11 protein-coding genes are annotated in these 14437 nt (G+C 68.2%); 3 read left to right on the top strand and 8 right to left on the bottom strand.

Features of this window, described 5'->3' with window-relative positions; all coding sequences use genetic code 11:
• Positions 1-29 precede the first annotated feature (29 nt).
• The gene (locus ACZ9J7_RS13385) at positions 30-1859 is read left to right on the top strand and encodes an AMP-dependent synthetase/ligase (protein WP_476210043.1); all 1830 of its coding nucleotides are present in this window, start codon (positions 30-32) and stop codon (positions 1857-1859) included.
• Here ACZ9J7_RS13385 and ACZ9J7_RS13380 read toward each other — a convergent pair.
• Complete coding sequence (locus tag ACZ9J7_RS13380; RefSeq protein WP_476210041.1) at positions 1850-3037, bottom strand: TIGR01906 family membrane protein; 1188 nt, start codon at positions 3035-3037, stop codon at positions 1850-1852. The genes ACZ9J7_RS13385 and ACZ9J7_RS13380 overlap by 10 nt on opposite strands.
• 124 nt (positions 3038-3161) lie before the next feature.
• Positions 3162-4154 carry a stage II sporulation protein M gene (locus ACZ9J7_RS13375; RefSeq protein ID WP_476210039.1) on the bottom strand — a complete coding sequence of 331 codons (993 nt, stop codon included), beginning with the start codon at positions 4152-4154 and terminating at the stop codon, positions 3162-3164.
• 88 nt (positions 4155-4242) lie between these two features.
• Between ACZ9J7_RS13375 and ACZ9J7_RS13370 the strand changes: the two genes are divergently transcribed.
• A complete protein-coding gene (locus ACZ9J7_RS13370) occupies positions 4243-5043 on the top strand; it encodes an RDD family protein (protein ID WP_476210038.1) in 801 nt (266 codons plus the stop codon).
• A 1-nt stretch (position 5044) separates the two neighbouring features.
• Here the strand turns inward: ACZ9J7_RS13370 and ACZ9J7_RS13365 are convergent, their stop codons facing one another.
• The 4 genes from ACZ9J7_RS13365 to ACZ9J7_RS13350 form a co-directional block, all read right to left on the bottom strand.
• Entirely contained in the window at positions 5045-6283 is a 1239-nt protein-coding gene (locus ACZ9J7_RS13365) for a L,D-transpeptidase (protein ID WP_476210037.1), read from the bottom strand.
• Positions 6284-6347: 64 nt separating this feature from the next.
• Entirely contained in the window at positions 6348-7814 is a 1467-nt protein-coding gene (ahcY, locus tag ACZ9J7_RS13360; RefSeq protein WP_476210035.1) for an adenosylhomocysteinase, read from the bottom strand.
• A 75-nt stretch (positions 7815-7889) separates the two neighbouring features.
• Entirely contained in the window at positions 7890-8117 is a 228-nt protein-coding gene (locus tag ACZ9J7_RS13355) for a Trm112 family protein (protein WP_476210034.1), read from the bottom strand.
• A gap of 79 nt (positions 8118-8196) precedes the next feature.
• Positions 8197-8583 (bottom strand): DUF3499 domain-containing protein, encoded by a 387-nt coding sequence (locus ACZ9J7_RS13350; RefSeq protein WP_476210032.1) that lies wholly within the window; start codon positions 8581-8583, stop codon positions 8197-8199.
• A 117-nt stretch (positions 8584-8700) separates the two neighbouring features.
• On the opposite strand from ACZ9J7_RS13350, the gene ACZ9J7_RS13345 reads away from it, so the two are divergent.
• On the top strand, positions 8701-9213 hold the full coding sequence (locus ACZ9J7_RS13345; RefSeq protein ID WP_387559819.1) for a metallopeptidase family protein: 513 nt from the start codon (positions 8701-8703) through the stop codon (positions 9211-9213).
• Between the two features lie 40 nt (positions 9214-9253).
• On the opposite strand, the gene ACZ9J7_RS13340 is transcribed toward ACZ9J7_RS13345, so the two are convergent.
• Positions 9254-11062, bottom strand: a complete 1809-nt coding sequence (locus ACZ9J7_RS13340; RefSeq protein WP_476210030.1) for a DUF5719 family protein — start codon at positions 11060-11062, stop codon at positions 9254-9256.
• The gene (locus ACZ9J7_RS13335; protein ID WP_476210029.1) at positions 11055-14423 is read right to left on the bottom strand and encodes a glycosyltransferase; all 3369 of its coding nucleotides are present in this window, start codon (positions 14421-14423) and stop codon (positions 11055-11057) included. The genes ACZ9J7_RS13340 and ACZ9J7_RS13335 overlap by 8 nt, the downstream gene beginning before the upstream one ends.
• Positions 14424-14437: the final 14 nt, after the last annotated feature.

The following is a 14437-nucleotide window of genomic DNA, read 5'->3' as shown; positions in this document are numbered from 1 at the left end:
CGGCGCGGCAGCGGAAACGGAGACCTGCTGTGAGAGAAGCGAGCACGGAACTGCTGGTTGAGCTTGACGCCAACAGCAATGTGACTGACCTGCTGCTGGAGCAGCACGCCGCCAACCCGGCCCACGCCCTGTACCGGCGCAAGGGGCCCAACGGCTGGGTGGATGTCTCCGCGCAGAAATTCCTGCAGGACGTCAGCGCGCTGGCCAAGGGCCTGATCGCCGGCGGCCTGGAACCCGGCGACACCGTGGCGGTGATGTCCCGCACCTCCTACGAGTGGACGCTGGTGGACTTTGCCATCTGGTTCGCCGGCGGCGTGACCGTACCTATCTATGAAACATCGTCCGCCAGCCAGGTGCAGTGGATCATCCAGGACGCAGGGGTCCGCCGGGTCTTCGCGGGCGATCGCGCCACTGTGCAGCTCGTCAGCGGCGTGGTGGCCGGTTCGGCCGAGCTTAGGGACCGCCTGGTCAACGTGGTGCGGATGGATTACGACGGCGAGGCCCCGGACCTTGCCAGCCTCGCCGCTGCGGGCACGGGAGTCAGCGACGCCGAGCTGGAGCGCCAGCGGAGCCGCGCAGCGCTGGCCGACCCCGCCTCGCTCGTATACACCTCGGGCACCACGGGCAAACCCAAGGGGTGCGAGATCACGCACGGAAACTTCGCCCTGGTGGCCAAGAACATCGTTGCGTTTTTACCGGAAATCCTGCAGAAGGACCAGGCCCGCACCCTGATGTTCCTGCCGCTGGCCCACGTGCTGGCGCGGGCCGTCCAGGTGGTCTGCCTCGCAGCCGGGGCAACACTGGGGCACACCCCGGGCGCGGCGCAGCTCCTAGAAGACCTTGGGACGTTCCGGCCCACCTTCCTGCTGGTGGTGCCCCGTATCTTCGAAAAGGTCCGGGCAACGGCAGCGCACAAGGCCGCCGTGGCAGGCAAGGGCAAGTTGTTCGATGCCGCAGCCGCCGCCGCCATCGAGTACTCCCGGGACCAGGACCGGCAGAGCCGCGGCGACGGTCCAGGCCCCGGCCTGCTCAGCAGGGCCCGGCACGCGGTGTATGACCGCCTGGTCTATCCCCGGCTGCGCCAGGCTTTGGGCGGAGAGGTTGGATATACCGTCTCCGGCGCCAGCCCCCTGGCCTCCGATGACGCACACTTCTTCCGTGGCGTGGGCATTCCCGTTCTCGAAGGTTACGGACTGACCGAGACCACGGCGCCCTGCACGGCCAACACCCCGTCCCGGACCAAAGTGGGAACCGTGGGGATCCCCGTCCCCGGCACCACCATCCGGGTCGCCGAGGACGGCGAAATCCTGGTCAAGGGAATTGGCGTGTTCAAGGGCTACCACAACAACCCCGCAGCCAATGCTGACTCGTTCGTGGACGGCTTCTTCCGCACCGGTGACCTGGGCTCCCTGGACAGGGACGGCTTCCTGACCATCACAGGCAGGAAGAAGGACCTGCTGGTGACCGCCGGCGGCAAGAATGTAGCGCCGGGACCCTTGGAGGAGCAGATCCGCACCCACCAACTGGTGGGCCATGCGGTGGTGGTGGGCGACGGCAAGCCCTTCATTTCAGCCCTGCTGACCCTGGACCCGGAAGGGGTTGCCAACTGGCGGTCAGAGCGGGGACTGCCCCCAATCCCCCTCACTCAAGCTGCCGTCGACCCCCAGGTACTGGCCGCCCTCCAGGAGGCGGTGGACCTTGCGAACCGGATGGTGTCAAAAGCCGAATCGGTGAGGACCTTCAGGCTGCTGGATGCCGAGTTCACCGTGGAGTCCGGGCACCTGACGCCGTCCCTCAAGTTGAAGCGGGCCGCCGTGGTGACGGAGTACCAGGCGGAGATCGCCAAGATCTACGGCTGATCCACCATTTCCGGCTCCGCCGACGCCTTCCTGGCCTCCGGCGCAACGCCGCGGCGGCGCCGGGTGGGCCACGTAAGCACCAGCGTCACGATGGACGCCAGGAGGACCAGGCCCGCGATGGCGATGCCGGCGTCGATCCAGAACTGGCTGGGGAAGAGCCTGATCAGCGTATCGTCCAGGCTGAAGGTCCAGGACCCGTCGGCAAAGAAGACGCGGTGGAATTCGGTGAAGAACTGCTGCCAGCCCAGGGCCGCCAGTGTGCCCAGACCCAGGATCAGGACCAGCGTGATGATGGAGCCCGCGAAGAGCCCGCGCCGGATCCCGCCGGTGCTGCGCCGGCGCAGGTACAAAATGGCGATCAAGGCCAGGAGCAGCAGCAGCGCACCCGCGCCGAAGGTGGAGAGGATGACCGCCTTGACGTCCGCCATGTGGCTGACTTCGCCGTCCTTGAAGAGCTTTTCCCCGCTGCGCTGCACCAGGTCGCCCAGGTACCTGGGGCCGGCCCAGTTGAGGAGGTAATCGACGGCGTAGGAGCCGTAGGTCATCCGGTCGTCGGTGCTGAAGCCGTAGCCGTCGCCGGGGAACCCGGGACGGTTGTACTCCACCCAGAGGAAGAGCGGGGTGGTCACCGCACGGACGGCAAGGATCAGGAGGATGAACGGGTAGATGATGGCGAGCAGGACCTGCATGAAGCGCGGTGCTACGGGCTTGGCGTTCGCGGCGCTTTCACGCTGGGCGTTGCGGCGCTCCACTTCCTCTTCGGGGGGACGGACGTGCAGGGCGGAGGTGGGAAGGGGTTCCTTGAACACGGGTGAGCCGGGGCTTCCGGCCGGCTCATCCGCTGAAGAGGCGGCAGCCGGAGACGCGGCGGCCGGACGTCCGGCTGCGTCGCTTCCGGGGGCGGAGGATTCGACGGCGGCCTCGGCGGCCTTGCGGTGGGCCCGGGTTTCCGGCTGCGGGGCTTCGCCCTCTGCCGCAGGTTCCTGGCGTCCGGCCTTGTCCCGGCCGGCTTCTTCCCCGCGGGGTTTGTCACCGCGGGGTTCTTCCCCACTGTTCTTGTCCCCGTCAGCAGGCGTCAGCCAGGAGAACGCGGGCTCGTCGGAATCCCCGGACGTATCCAGCAAAGGCTCCGGCTGCGGCGCAGCGCTTTTGGCGCGGACCGGTGTTTCGTCATTCACAGCAGCGTCACTTCCGTTGGGTTCCGCACCGGTTCCATTCCGCCGGCACGATTGATTCTGCTGACGAGCCTACCGTCCGGAACTTCTGCTGGGCGAGGAACCACCCCGGCAGGATTACAACGATTCAGGCAGCGATTTCCGTGTAGCCGGCATCTTCCCGGCGGAGGTCTCCGCGTTCCCCGGCGAGGAAAGCGCGCCTGCCCCACACCAGGACGTATGTCCAGTACGCCGCGAGAACTGCCGCGCCGATGCCAATCCTGGCCCAGGCAGGGAGCGGACTCGGAGTGACAAACCCCTCCACCAGCCCGGAAACGAACAGGACCAGGACCAGTCCCAGTGCCACCGTTACCAACGACCTGCCTTCTTCCGCCACCGCCCGACCCCTGGTCCGTGGACCGGGGGCGACCATGGCCCAAAAGATCCGCAGTCCGGCGGCAGAGGCGACAAAAACGGCGGTCAGCTCCATCAGCCCATGAGGCAGGATGTAGCTGAAAAAGACGTCGGACTTACCGGCGGCGGCGAAGATTCCGGCCGCAATGCCCACTCCCTGGGCGTTCCCGAACAGGATCATCGGTACCCAGACCCCGGTGATTCCCAGGGCCACGGCCTGCGCGCTGATCCAGGCGTTGTTGGTCCACACGGCGCCGGCGAAGGACGCTGCGGGGTTTTCCGAGTAGTAGTTGATGAAGTCCTGGTCCACGTACTGGGCGGCAGCGGACTCGGATGCCACGGCCCTCAGCGCGTCCGGCGACGTCCCGATCCATGCAGCGTAGGCGGCGGCGATGAGGACGAAAGCCGTTCCGCAGGCCAGGGTGAGCCACGTGAGCCGGTACAGCGCGGCGGGCAGGGCCGCCACGAAGAACCTGGCGAGGTCGGCCATCGCGTTGGAACGTGCCCCGGTAAAGCGGGTCCTCGCCTGGGCCAGCGTGGCAGAGAGGGAAGCGGAGAGGCCGCCCTCCGGGGCCATGGAGCGGACCAGCGACAAGTGGCCGGACGTTGACTGGTACAAGGTCAGCAGCTCATCCGACTCGGCGCCGGTGAGCCTCCGTTTGCCCGCAAGCTCCTGCAGCCGCGCCCACTTGTCCGCATTAACGGCGGCGAAGGCATCCATGTCCACGGCTACAGCCTAGCGGGCGGCACTAGACTTTGACCGTCCGCACCGTCGGATGGTCCACATCATCAGCCTCGGAGGGCAGGGACGCAGTATGAGCCAGATCATCACCGGCGAGGCCGTGGTCCTCGAGCTTCGGCCCGCGGGCTTTGCCGCCCGGGCACTGGGCCTGGCCATCGACGTCGTTTTCCACGTGGTCCTGCTCGTGCTGATCATGCTTGGCCTGGCCGCCGCCGGCAGGGACCTGGACGATGCAGCCGCGCGTGCCCTCGGCCTGGCCGCCGTCGTCTTCTGCCTGGTGGTGGTGCCCGTGGCAATGGAAACGCTGACCCGGGGCCGGTCGCTCGGGAAACTGGCCACGGGCCTGCGGGTGGTGCGTGAGGACGGCGGTGCCATCCGGTTCCGGCATGCCGTGATCCGCGGGCTGACCGGATTCCTCGAAATCTACCTGACGTTCGGCGGGCTTGCCCTCGCCGTGGCACTCTTCAACGACAAATCCAGGCGGCTCGGCGACCTGCTCGCCGGCACGTACGCCGTGCGAAGCAGGGTTCCCGCCGAAGCGGCCGTCCAGGTTTTCGTGCCGCCCTACCTTCAGGCGTGGGCGGCCGCGGCGGACATCGGGCGGATTCCCGACGCCACTGCGCGCAGGGCCGCCCAGTTCATCCGCCAGGCGGGCCGGATGGCTCCGCTTTCAAGGGCCGGCATGGCGCGGGCTATCGCCGAGGAACTGTCAGCCCACGTGGCCCCGCCGCCACCGCCGGGGACGGGTCCGGATGACTACGTGGCCGCCGTCGTCGCTGAACGCCGGAACAGGGAATTCACGAGGTTGCTGCAGTCACGCCGGCGGAACACGGAGACGGGACGGCGGCTGCAGCGGTTGCCGTTCGCCGAGTGACTCAGTTGTCGTACTCGCTCCAGGGAATGTTCCAGTCGCCATACCCGTCGGTATTCGCCGCGTAGTCACCCTCTGTGTTGATGATCTGGACGACGTCGCCGGTTCCCATGTTGTCGAACACCCAGGCTGCCCCGTCCGGAAGGAACCCGATGCAGCCGTGGGAAACGTTCGCGTTGCCGATATACGGATAGGCGGACTCCAGCGCCTGGTGGATGTAAGCCCCGCTGAGGGTGAGGCGAATGGTGTATTCGACGTCGGCCTCACCGTAGTAGGCGGGATCGTCCGGCTTCAGGCCGATGCTTGCAGCCCTGAAGTGGTCAAACCGGTTCTTCTCCATCAGCACGGCATATCCCTTGGCGGAGGGGAAGCGTTTGTCCCCCATGCTCACGGGCAGCGTCTTGATGGCCTGGTCGTTGACGCTCAGCGTAAACGTGTGGGCCGTGGCGTCCGCGATGGCCACCTTCTTGTCGCCGATGTTGACGTTCACTTTTTTATTGAAGTTGGCGATCTGGCCGTTTCCAAGGTCGACGCCGAAGAGCTGCATGTCCATGGTGATCGTGGAGTTCGCCGCCCAGAAGTTCTCGGGACGGTAGCGGACCATCGTGTCGCTGTACCAGTGGAACGCCCCGGCCTGTCCCGACGTCGTGGTGATCTTGATGGCCTTCTCCACGGCGGCGCGGTTGGTCACCGGCTCGCTGAAAATGATCTGCAGGGGCTGGCCGACGCCCACCTTCATGCCGTTCAGGGGGTAGATGGCGGCGTCCGCCTCATGTGAGCTGGAGACGGTGTTGAAGGACTGGGTGGTGCTGGTCTCCCGCCCTGCACTGTCCTTGACCACGTAGGTGTAGCTGTACTCGGTGTTGAACTCCAGAGGCGCGGTGGCGGACCATGAGGTCCCGCCGGCGTCGATGCTTCCGTCGATGCTCTTCCCCGCGATGCTGGCCAGGGTGACGCGCTGGATGATCCCGTTACCCACCTTCAGGGAAACGGGCGCGGCGGGATTGACCTGCTTGGCGCCGTCGACAGGTGCGGCGTCGACCTTAACCGGCGGGACGACGGGCGATGCGATGCCCGGCGATGTGCGCAGCGCGGAGCCTGCCTCCGATTCAAGGGGCCCACCTGCAAGTCCCGGAGCGACCGCGGCAAAGACCCCGCCCACGGCAGCCAGGATACAGACGGCAGCCACGGCAACGATTTTCTTGGCAGTCCCCCGGCGGCGGGGCTTTACATCAGGCTCCATGTTTTCGATCCTACGTGCAGAAAATAACAGGCCCGGGCACGTTGCGTGCCCGGGCCCTTACGTCTCAGTAACGATAATGCTCGGGCTTGTAGGGGCCCGCGACGTCAATGTCCAGGTATTCCGCCTGGTCCTTGCTCAGTTCAGTGAGTTCAACGCCCAGGGCGTCCAGGTGCAGCCGGGCCACCTTCTCGTCAAGGACCTTGGGGAGGACATAGACCTTGTTCTCGTACTCGTGCTGGTCCCGCTTGGTCCACAGCTCGATCTGGGCAATGGTCTGGTTGGCGAACGAGTTGCTCATGACGAACGACGGGTGGCCGGTGGCGTTGCCGAGGTTGAGCAGCCTGCCTTCGGAGAGGACGATGATGGAGCGCTCGGCGTCCTGTCCCCCGTCGAAGACCCACTCGTGGACCTGCGGCTTGATCTCAACCTTCTTCACGCCGGGGATCCGGGCAAGGCCCGCGATGTCGATTTCGTTGTCGAAGTGGCCGATGTTGCCCACGATGGCCTTGTTCTTCATGCCGGCCATGTGTTCGGCCAGGATGACATCCTTGTTGCCGGTGGTGGTGATGAAGATATCGCCCTGCGCCAGGACGGACTCCAGCTTGGCCACCTGGTAACCGTCCATGGCTGCCTGCAGTGCGCAGATGGGGTCGATCTCGGTGACGATCACGCGCGAGCCCTGGCCGCGAAGGGCCTCGGCGGCGCCCTTTCCGACGTCGCCGTAACCGCAGACGACGGCGACTTTGCCGCCCATGAGCACGTCCGTGGCCCGGTTGATGCCGTCGGGCAGGGAGTGGCGGATGCCGTACTTGTTGTCGAACTTGCTCTTGGTCACCGAGTCGTTGACGTTGATGGCGGGGAAGAGCAGCTTGCCTTGGTCTGCCAGCTGGTACAGGCGGTGGACGCCGGTGGTGGTTTCCTCGCTGACGCCCTTGATCGTGGCGGCAGTGCGGGTCCACTTCTGCGGGTCTGCGGTGAGGGATCGGCGCAGGACGTCAAGGAAGATGCCGTATTCCTCCGAGTCCTCGGGGTCCGCGGAGGGAACATTGCCCACGGCTTCGAACTCCACGCCCTTGTGCACCAGCATGGTGGCGTCGCCGCCGTCGTCCAGGATCATGTTGGGACCAAGCTCGGGGTTGGCCTCCGCGCCCGGCCAGGTGAGGATCTGTTCGGCGGTCCACCAGTATTCCTCAAGGGTCTCGCCCTTCCAGGCGAACACGGGCACGCCCTGGGGATCCTCGACGGTGCCCTTGCCCACCACCACGGCTGCGGCGGCTTCGTCCTGGGTGGAGAAGATGTTGCAGGATGCCCAGCGGACCTCGGCGCCCAGCGCAGTGAGGGTTTCGATCAGGACGGCGGTCTGGACCGTCATGTGCAGGGAGCCGGCAATCCGTGCGCCCTTGAGCGGCTGGGACGCGCCGAACTCCTCACGGAGGGACATCAGGCCCGGCATTTCGTGCTCGGCAAGGCGGATCTGGTGCCGCCCGGCTTCGGCCAGGGAGATGTCGGCAACTTTGTATTCAAAAGTCATGGGTGGTCCTTTGCTTGGTCCGGGTCCTGGTCCAGTCCCCGTGCTGCTGTTTCTGTGCGTGCGGAGGCGGCTGAACTAGTGCTCTGCCGCCTCGGGGTCGTGCTGGTCGGAACCTGCCGAGGCTGCTGCAGCCAGCAGCTCCGGAGGCAGCAGCAAAGGGATCCCGTCCTCGATGGCGTACCGGTTCCTGACGCCCGTATCCCCGGCGGCGGTGGCCACCAGCTCCTCCCCCTCCTGGACCAGGGGCGAGCCGGTCACGGGGCAACGCAGGACGGACAACAGCTCGGGACTGATCTTTGGCATTTGTTCATGCTCCCTGGCGGGCGCGCTCGCGCCGGTAGCGGAAAAGATGTGCAGCCTCCAGCCTACCGCCAGATGGGGCTCAGGAAGGTTCCCGGAGGACCCGCAGGTGCCCCCGACGTGCGCCTTCGGTGCCGGCCGGAGCTTCCAGGGCGGAATGGTGTGCCCGCTGGGCGGCCGCCTGGGGCTCCGGAGGGAGGGCGGCGGCGTCGCGGACAGCGTTGGCCAGCGCCAGCAGGTCATCGGGTCCGGGCTGCTGCGGGGTGGACGGCATGGCCAGCCGCAGTACTTCCCAGCCGCGGGGCACCGTCAAAGAATCAGCGTGCTGCTCGCAGAGGTCGTAGCAGTGCGGTTCGGCGTAGGTGGCCAGCGGACCCAGGACGGCGGTGGAATCGGCATACACGTACGTCAGGGTGGCTACCGCCGACTGGCGGCAGGCAGACCTTGAACATTGACGGATAGCTCCCACGACATCACAGACTACCCCTTCCCCGGCGAAAAGCCGCGCATTGCCGCCCAGGCCGACGCGCCCCCGGGGCACAGCGGATGTATCGCGTAAATCCTCCCCCGGGTTTACAGTCGATGTATGCAGTCATCGAACCATGAATCAGGTTTTTCGGTCCGGTTGGCTGACCCGGATGCCCCTGTGGCAACGGGTGCGGAGACCAGTGGCAGGAGCTTCTCCCGGCGGCGCCGGAACCGCCACGGGCGTGGCCTCCGCGGCGAGGTGATGCTGCCCACCCACCCCGGATACCGGACCCGCGCCGACCGCTTTGACGACATGGTGCTGGACTCGGCCCAGCGGCTGCACGACATCTGGGGCAAGACCCTGGACGGCGTGCGGTTCGGCGTGGATGAAATCCCGCCGGAGCTGGAACAGCTTGCGGCGACTGCGTCCACTCCCCCCATGGGCTCCTACACGCCGGCCGCCGATGGGGACGGCCCCACGATCACGGTGTACCGGCGGGTGGTGGAGCAGGCGTGCTCCAGCGTCGAAGAACTCCAGGACCTGGTCCACGACGTGGTGGTGGAACACACGGCGGAGATGCTTGGCGTTGCGCCGGAAACATTGGATCCGGTCTACCGCCGCCGCTACTGACGCCGCGGCCCGCACGACGGGCTGCCCTGCATCGCCCTTGCTAGTAGCCCAGGCTCACAGGGACGGTTTCCTGCCCGGCTGCAGCAGCCAGGAATGCCAGGGACGAAACGTCATTGCGGCCTTCCTGCCCCACGAGCACTGATCCGTAGGCGGCATCGCCGGACGCAGACACCGCATAGCCAACCACGTCCGCCCCGTCAGCCTGGTCGGGAATGCTGATGGAGGCTGTGGTTCCCCCGGCGATGTCGGCAGTGGCCGCGGCTCGCACCTTTCCGTCGGCTGTGATGGGCGAGTACGTGATAGTGGCCCTGGAGTCCAGGACACCGAACACCAGCTGGCGTTGGCCGCCCTTGGGGACCGGGACCACGTGCTGGCTGCCCAGCCGCACGGCCGATGCCGCCCAGGCCACATCCGAAGGCTGACCGGGCTGGAGGCCGCGGCTCATCCGGGCGGCGGCAAGGAAGGAGACGTCGGAAGAGGCGGCCACCGTGTACTGGCCGGCGGGTACCCCCGCCAGGGAAACCTCAGTTGTTGAACCGGCTTTTGCGGTAATGACGCCGCCGGACGGAAGCGCGTGCTGGCCGTCGCGTCCGTACAGCTTGATCTCCACCACAGCATCAGAGGCGCCAGGCACTGTCAGTTCCAGGGCGGGGCCCGCGTCCCGGTAGCCGGGCTGTGCCGTCAGGGAAGCCAGTCCGGCAGGGTCCTGGATGTCCACTCCCGTCATCACCTGGCGGACGGCGGGAGCAGTCCCCGGGCTGATGTAGTCCACGCCGCCGGGAGTGAGTCCGCGCAGGAAGCTCTGCTGGATGGAGGCTGCGACCGGACCACCGGCGCTGCGGACGTGGACGCTGAGCTGGGACTCGTTGGGGGCGAGCCCGGCGAGGACCACGCTGCGCGTGGTGCCGGGGGCAACCAGCAGGCCACGGCTGCCTGGCGCCTGGATCTGGCCGCGGCCGCCGAACAATTCAAGGCTCACAGTGGCTGGCGTGCTGGAGGGGTTGGTCAGCGCGAGCACGGAGGTGCGGCCGACCGTGGTGCTGGCACCAGCCAGCCACTGGTCATTCGAAGGTTGCCCGCAGGTTGCGGCGGCACTGCCCTGCAGGTCGCCGTCAGTGGCCGTATATTTCATGGCACCGGCGGCCGACGCGTTCTGGTTCGCGACGGCGTTCGCACTCAGGACGTTCACCTGGTCCACGGTCCGGTCTGCCACTACTCCGGCGAGGAGCTCCTGCGGGGCCGTCGCAGTTGGGGCCGGCCCAGGGTCCTTGGCAATTTCGACGGCGGCCGTCCCGTCCAGGTGCGCCAGCCGGCTCCCCGGCAGCACGCCGCCGGCACTCAGCACCGCGGCGCTGACCCTGGTTGCGGCGGTGGCCGACTCCGGCCGGAACTGGGCATCCGTCCCTGCATCCGTACCTTCCAGCAACCGCGCAGGGCCGGGGCACACGCCGACGCTGGCCCCCGCGGGGACGGCAGCTTTGGCTACGGGCACCGTGCGGCTTGATGCAGGCTCTGCCACGAGCGATCCGGCCGCGACCACGGCCCCGCCGCCGGCGAGGATCAGAACGCCTGCGGCCACCCCGGCGATCGCGGCTGCCCGGCTTTTCCCGCCCGGCAGTCGCGTGGCGCCGCGGCCTGGGCTTTTCCGCCCCTTGCCGGTCCCGGGCACGCCAGCGGTGGCTTTGCCGGCTGAACCGGGCTTTTCCGCGGACGGCTCCTGTCCGCCGTCCTGTGGCTGCCCGGCAGCGTCCGGTGTCCCGGCGTCGGGAATCCCGGCCTCCGCGGCCTCCGGGATGCCGGCGCCTTCCTTGGCCTTGGCCTTGCCGGCCGGTGGAGTGTGCTCATGCATGTTGGTGTTCCTTACGCAGGGAGCCCTCGTCCCGTGAGAGGCCGGTCCGCGGCCGCCGGGCCGGCATGGGGATTGCCAGGATGACGGTCAGCCCGATCACCGTGATTTGTCCGGCGGCCGCCCAGAACGACCAGGGGTTCTCGTACCGGACCGTCAGTTGGCCCGCCGACGCAGGCAGGGTGAATGCCTGTGACCAGCCTGAGGTGGTGGAGGTCAGTTTCCGCCCGTCGAGCCAGGCGGTCCACCCGGGATCGGCACGCTCGGCGAGGACCACCAGCCGGCCTTCAGGCCCGGCGGGGACGGCTGTGTCGACGCCTGCGGCACCGGACGCCACCAACGCGGTGGCCGTGCCGCCTGCATCGACAATGCGGACCCGGTGGGCGACGTCGGCGGCCTGGGTGCCGCGCTGGTTCAGCGGGCTGATGCGCCACAGCCAGCCGACGTCGGTCTGTCCCACGGCCACCATGCCAGGGACAGCGTCCATGCGGCTCGCAGTCAGCTGGGCTGCGGTGTCGGCGGAGCGCAGCACCACGAAGCCGACGCCGAGTTGTTCGAGGTCGGAACGGGGGTCTACGCCCTGGCCTGCCACCATGGTGGCCACAACGCGGCGGACGGCTGCGGTGACGTCGTCGTCGTCGCGTACTTCTTCTGATCCGGGGCCGCCGATGATGTTCCTGGCGGAGGCGATGGCGGAGAGACTGTCCAAAGTGGTGCCTGCCCCGCGCATCAGAGAGGCGTTGAAGGTCCCGTCGTCACTCGTACTGAGGAGGAGGGTCCGCGTTTGCTCGGGTCCGGTACCGCGGTCGACGGCGGTGGCGGGAAGGGAGCGGCCGGTGGCAGCCTCCACCAGCCGCGGAACGCCCAGCGCTCCCCCATCCGGGGAAGTTGCCGGAGTTGCGCCGGCGGCAAGGCCCTGCGTTGCCGGCGCGGCGGCCGGGGTGGCCGGACGCAGCAGGTTCTGCGCGGACCAAACGGCCATCCCTGCCAGCGGTCCGGCCAGCACCAGCACCAGGGCAACTGCCAGGCCGGCGCGGGCCGCGGTCCTGGTTTTCACCCCGGCACCGGAGGTCCGGTCCGCAGCGGCCAGGAGCTGCTCCCACCCCAGCAGTGCCGCGGCAAGGAGGGTAAAGGAAGCGGCGGACACGGCAGGTCCCGGGAACGGGGCCACGATGACATTCTGGTTCAGTCCGGTGGCCACGTGGCCCGCGAACCAGCCGCCGGCCAGGGCAATCATCGAAGCGGTCCAGAACCACCTGGCAGTCCGGGCCCGGCGTCCTGCGCTGAAAATCCCCACGACGGCAAGGACCAGCACCGGCCCGGCAATGAGCACGGCGAGCAGCAGGGCCCAGGGCACCCGCCCGCCCGCAAAGGCCGTGAGTCCGTGGAGGCCGCCGGCGGGAGCGAACGACAGGGGTTGGCCCATGAGCTGCTGCCACAGTGGCGCTGCCTCGAATCCCAGCGGGAGGCCCGGGTCTGCCAGAAGGGCACGTGGCCTGTCGAGGGTGGACAATGCGAACGGGACGAACAGGGCTGCGCTGGGCAGCAGGGCCCACCACACCGTTCGTCCGCGCCGCCCCAGCAGGACACCGCACAGCACGATGACGAGGGTCGCGGGAAGAAGGAGGGAGGGCGCAGACGCGGTGGTGACCGCCAGTGCCAGGCCCGCAGCGGCAGCGGCTGTCCACGACGGCAGGCCGTTGATGCCCGCCTTGGCCGGGAGCTGCTCAGGGGCCGGGTAGCCGGGCGCCGCGGTGGCGCTGAACCGTCCGTGGCCAACGGCCGAGCCCGTGGCCCGCAGCAGGCCAAGGACCACCAGCGGCAGCATGATGTGGGCCACCAGGGCACCTGCCCGGCCCTGGTTCAGTGCGGCCTGGAGTGCCGGCGCGGCAGCCCAAAAGAGGGCGGCTGCGAAACGGAGCCGCCGGCGTTCGGTGACGCCGCCGGCGGCGAACCAGGCGGTGAGTCCGGACAGCGGAGCACCGAGCAGGAGCAGCCAGGCCATGGCAGCGTTGGCATCTCCTCCCCCGGCGAGGCCGACAATCCAGAGGACGTAGTCGAAGGGATCGCCGTGGCCGGGAAGGCCCGCTCCGAGGCTGATCCACCAGCTGGAGGCGTTGTGCCAGATGTCCCCGAGGCCTGCGGAGACCGGGATCAGGGCACCGCCGGAGACGGCGCCGGCACGGAACAGTCCTGCCAGCGCCAGAAGCGAGGCCACTGACGCGATGATGACGGCGGCCAGGGCACCGTTGCCTACCCAGCCGCGCTTGCTGGTGGCCAGGGCCGCGAAGTCGTCCGCGGCGTCGCCGGTGGGCTGGTGTGCGAGCGGATCCTGGACAAGGTGGTCCGCGCCTGCCCCGTCCGATCCCAGCGCCTCCATCAATGACCGGCGGTGGCTCCACACCTCCCGGCGGGGGGTCTGGAGCTTGCGGATCACGGACCGGCGGATGCGCCGCGTGCGTTTTGCCGTCCTCCGGGCCTTGGCCACGGCCCGGGGCCGGCCCAGTGCCGCGCAGGTGGCGAGGAGCTGGGAAATGCCATGCCCGGGATCTTTGACCACGATGCTCAGGACAAGCTTGAAGAGGCTGCCGAGCAACGCGCCGATGCCGTGGACAGGCACCATCCAGAGCGGGCTGTGCTTCAGGCGGAGGTGGACCTGCGCTTTTCGGGCGGCTGACGGGTTCCCCAGTGCATGGGGCCGGTGCGCCACGTGGAACATCCGGGCCGCGGGAACCACCACCACGCGGTGGCCGGCAAGCCGGTTCCGCCAGCAGAAGTCGACGTCGTCTCCGCTGCCCGGCAGTGCGGGGTCGAAGCCGCCCAGCTGTTCCCAGACATCCCGCCGCACCAGCATGCCGGCAGAATTCACCGCGAAGGTGTCCGTTCGGCCGTCGTACTGGCCTTGGTCCATCTCATCCGCGTCGATGAGGGTAAGCCTCTCGGCCCAACGGCTGGTGGAAAGGCCCACATCCATCAACTTCCGCGGCGAATGCCAGTCCAGCTGCTTGCAGCCGGCGACAGTAACCGATGGGGCCCGCTCCACGGCGCCCAGGAGTTCCGCGAGTGCTTCCGGCGCCGGCGCCGCGTCGTCGTGCAGGAGCCAGATCCACTCGGTCCTGCCGGAGCCGGCATTTCCATCGAAGGGCACGAGCGCGGCGAGCGCGGCGGAGACCGCGGAACCCATGCCGCCCTTGCCCCGGGCATGGCTGACAACGGCGGCCTCCCCCAGGGACCGGCTGAGCAGGCTGTACGAATCGTCGCCGGAACCAGCGTCCACGCCGACTGCGCGGTCAACCGGGCGCGTTTGGGCGGCCAGTGCCGAAAGGGTTCTGGGCAGATAGGCACTGCCGTTGTGGGCAACCACAACGGCAGTGACAT

The sequence above is a fragment of the Pseudarthrobacter sp. TE9888 genome (genome assembly GCF_056279345.1).
The sequence above is the reverse complement of the archived record's forward strand: the minus strand, read 5'-3'. Positions and strand labels throughout refer to the sequence as shown.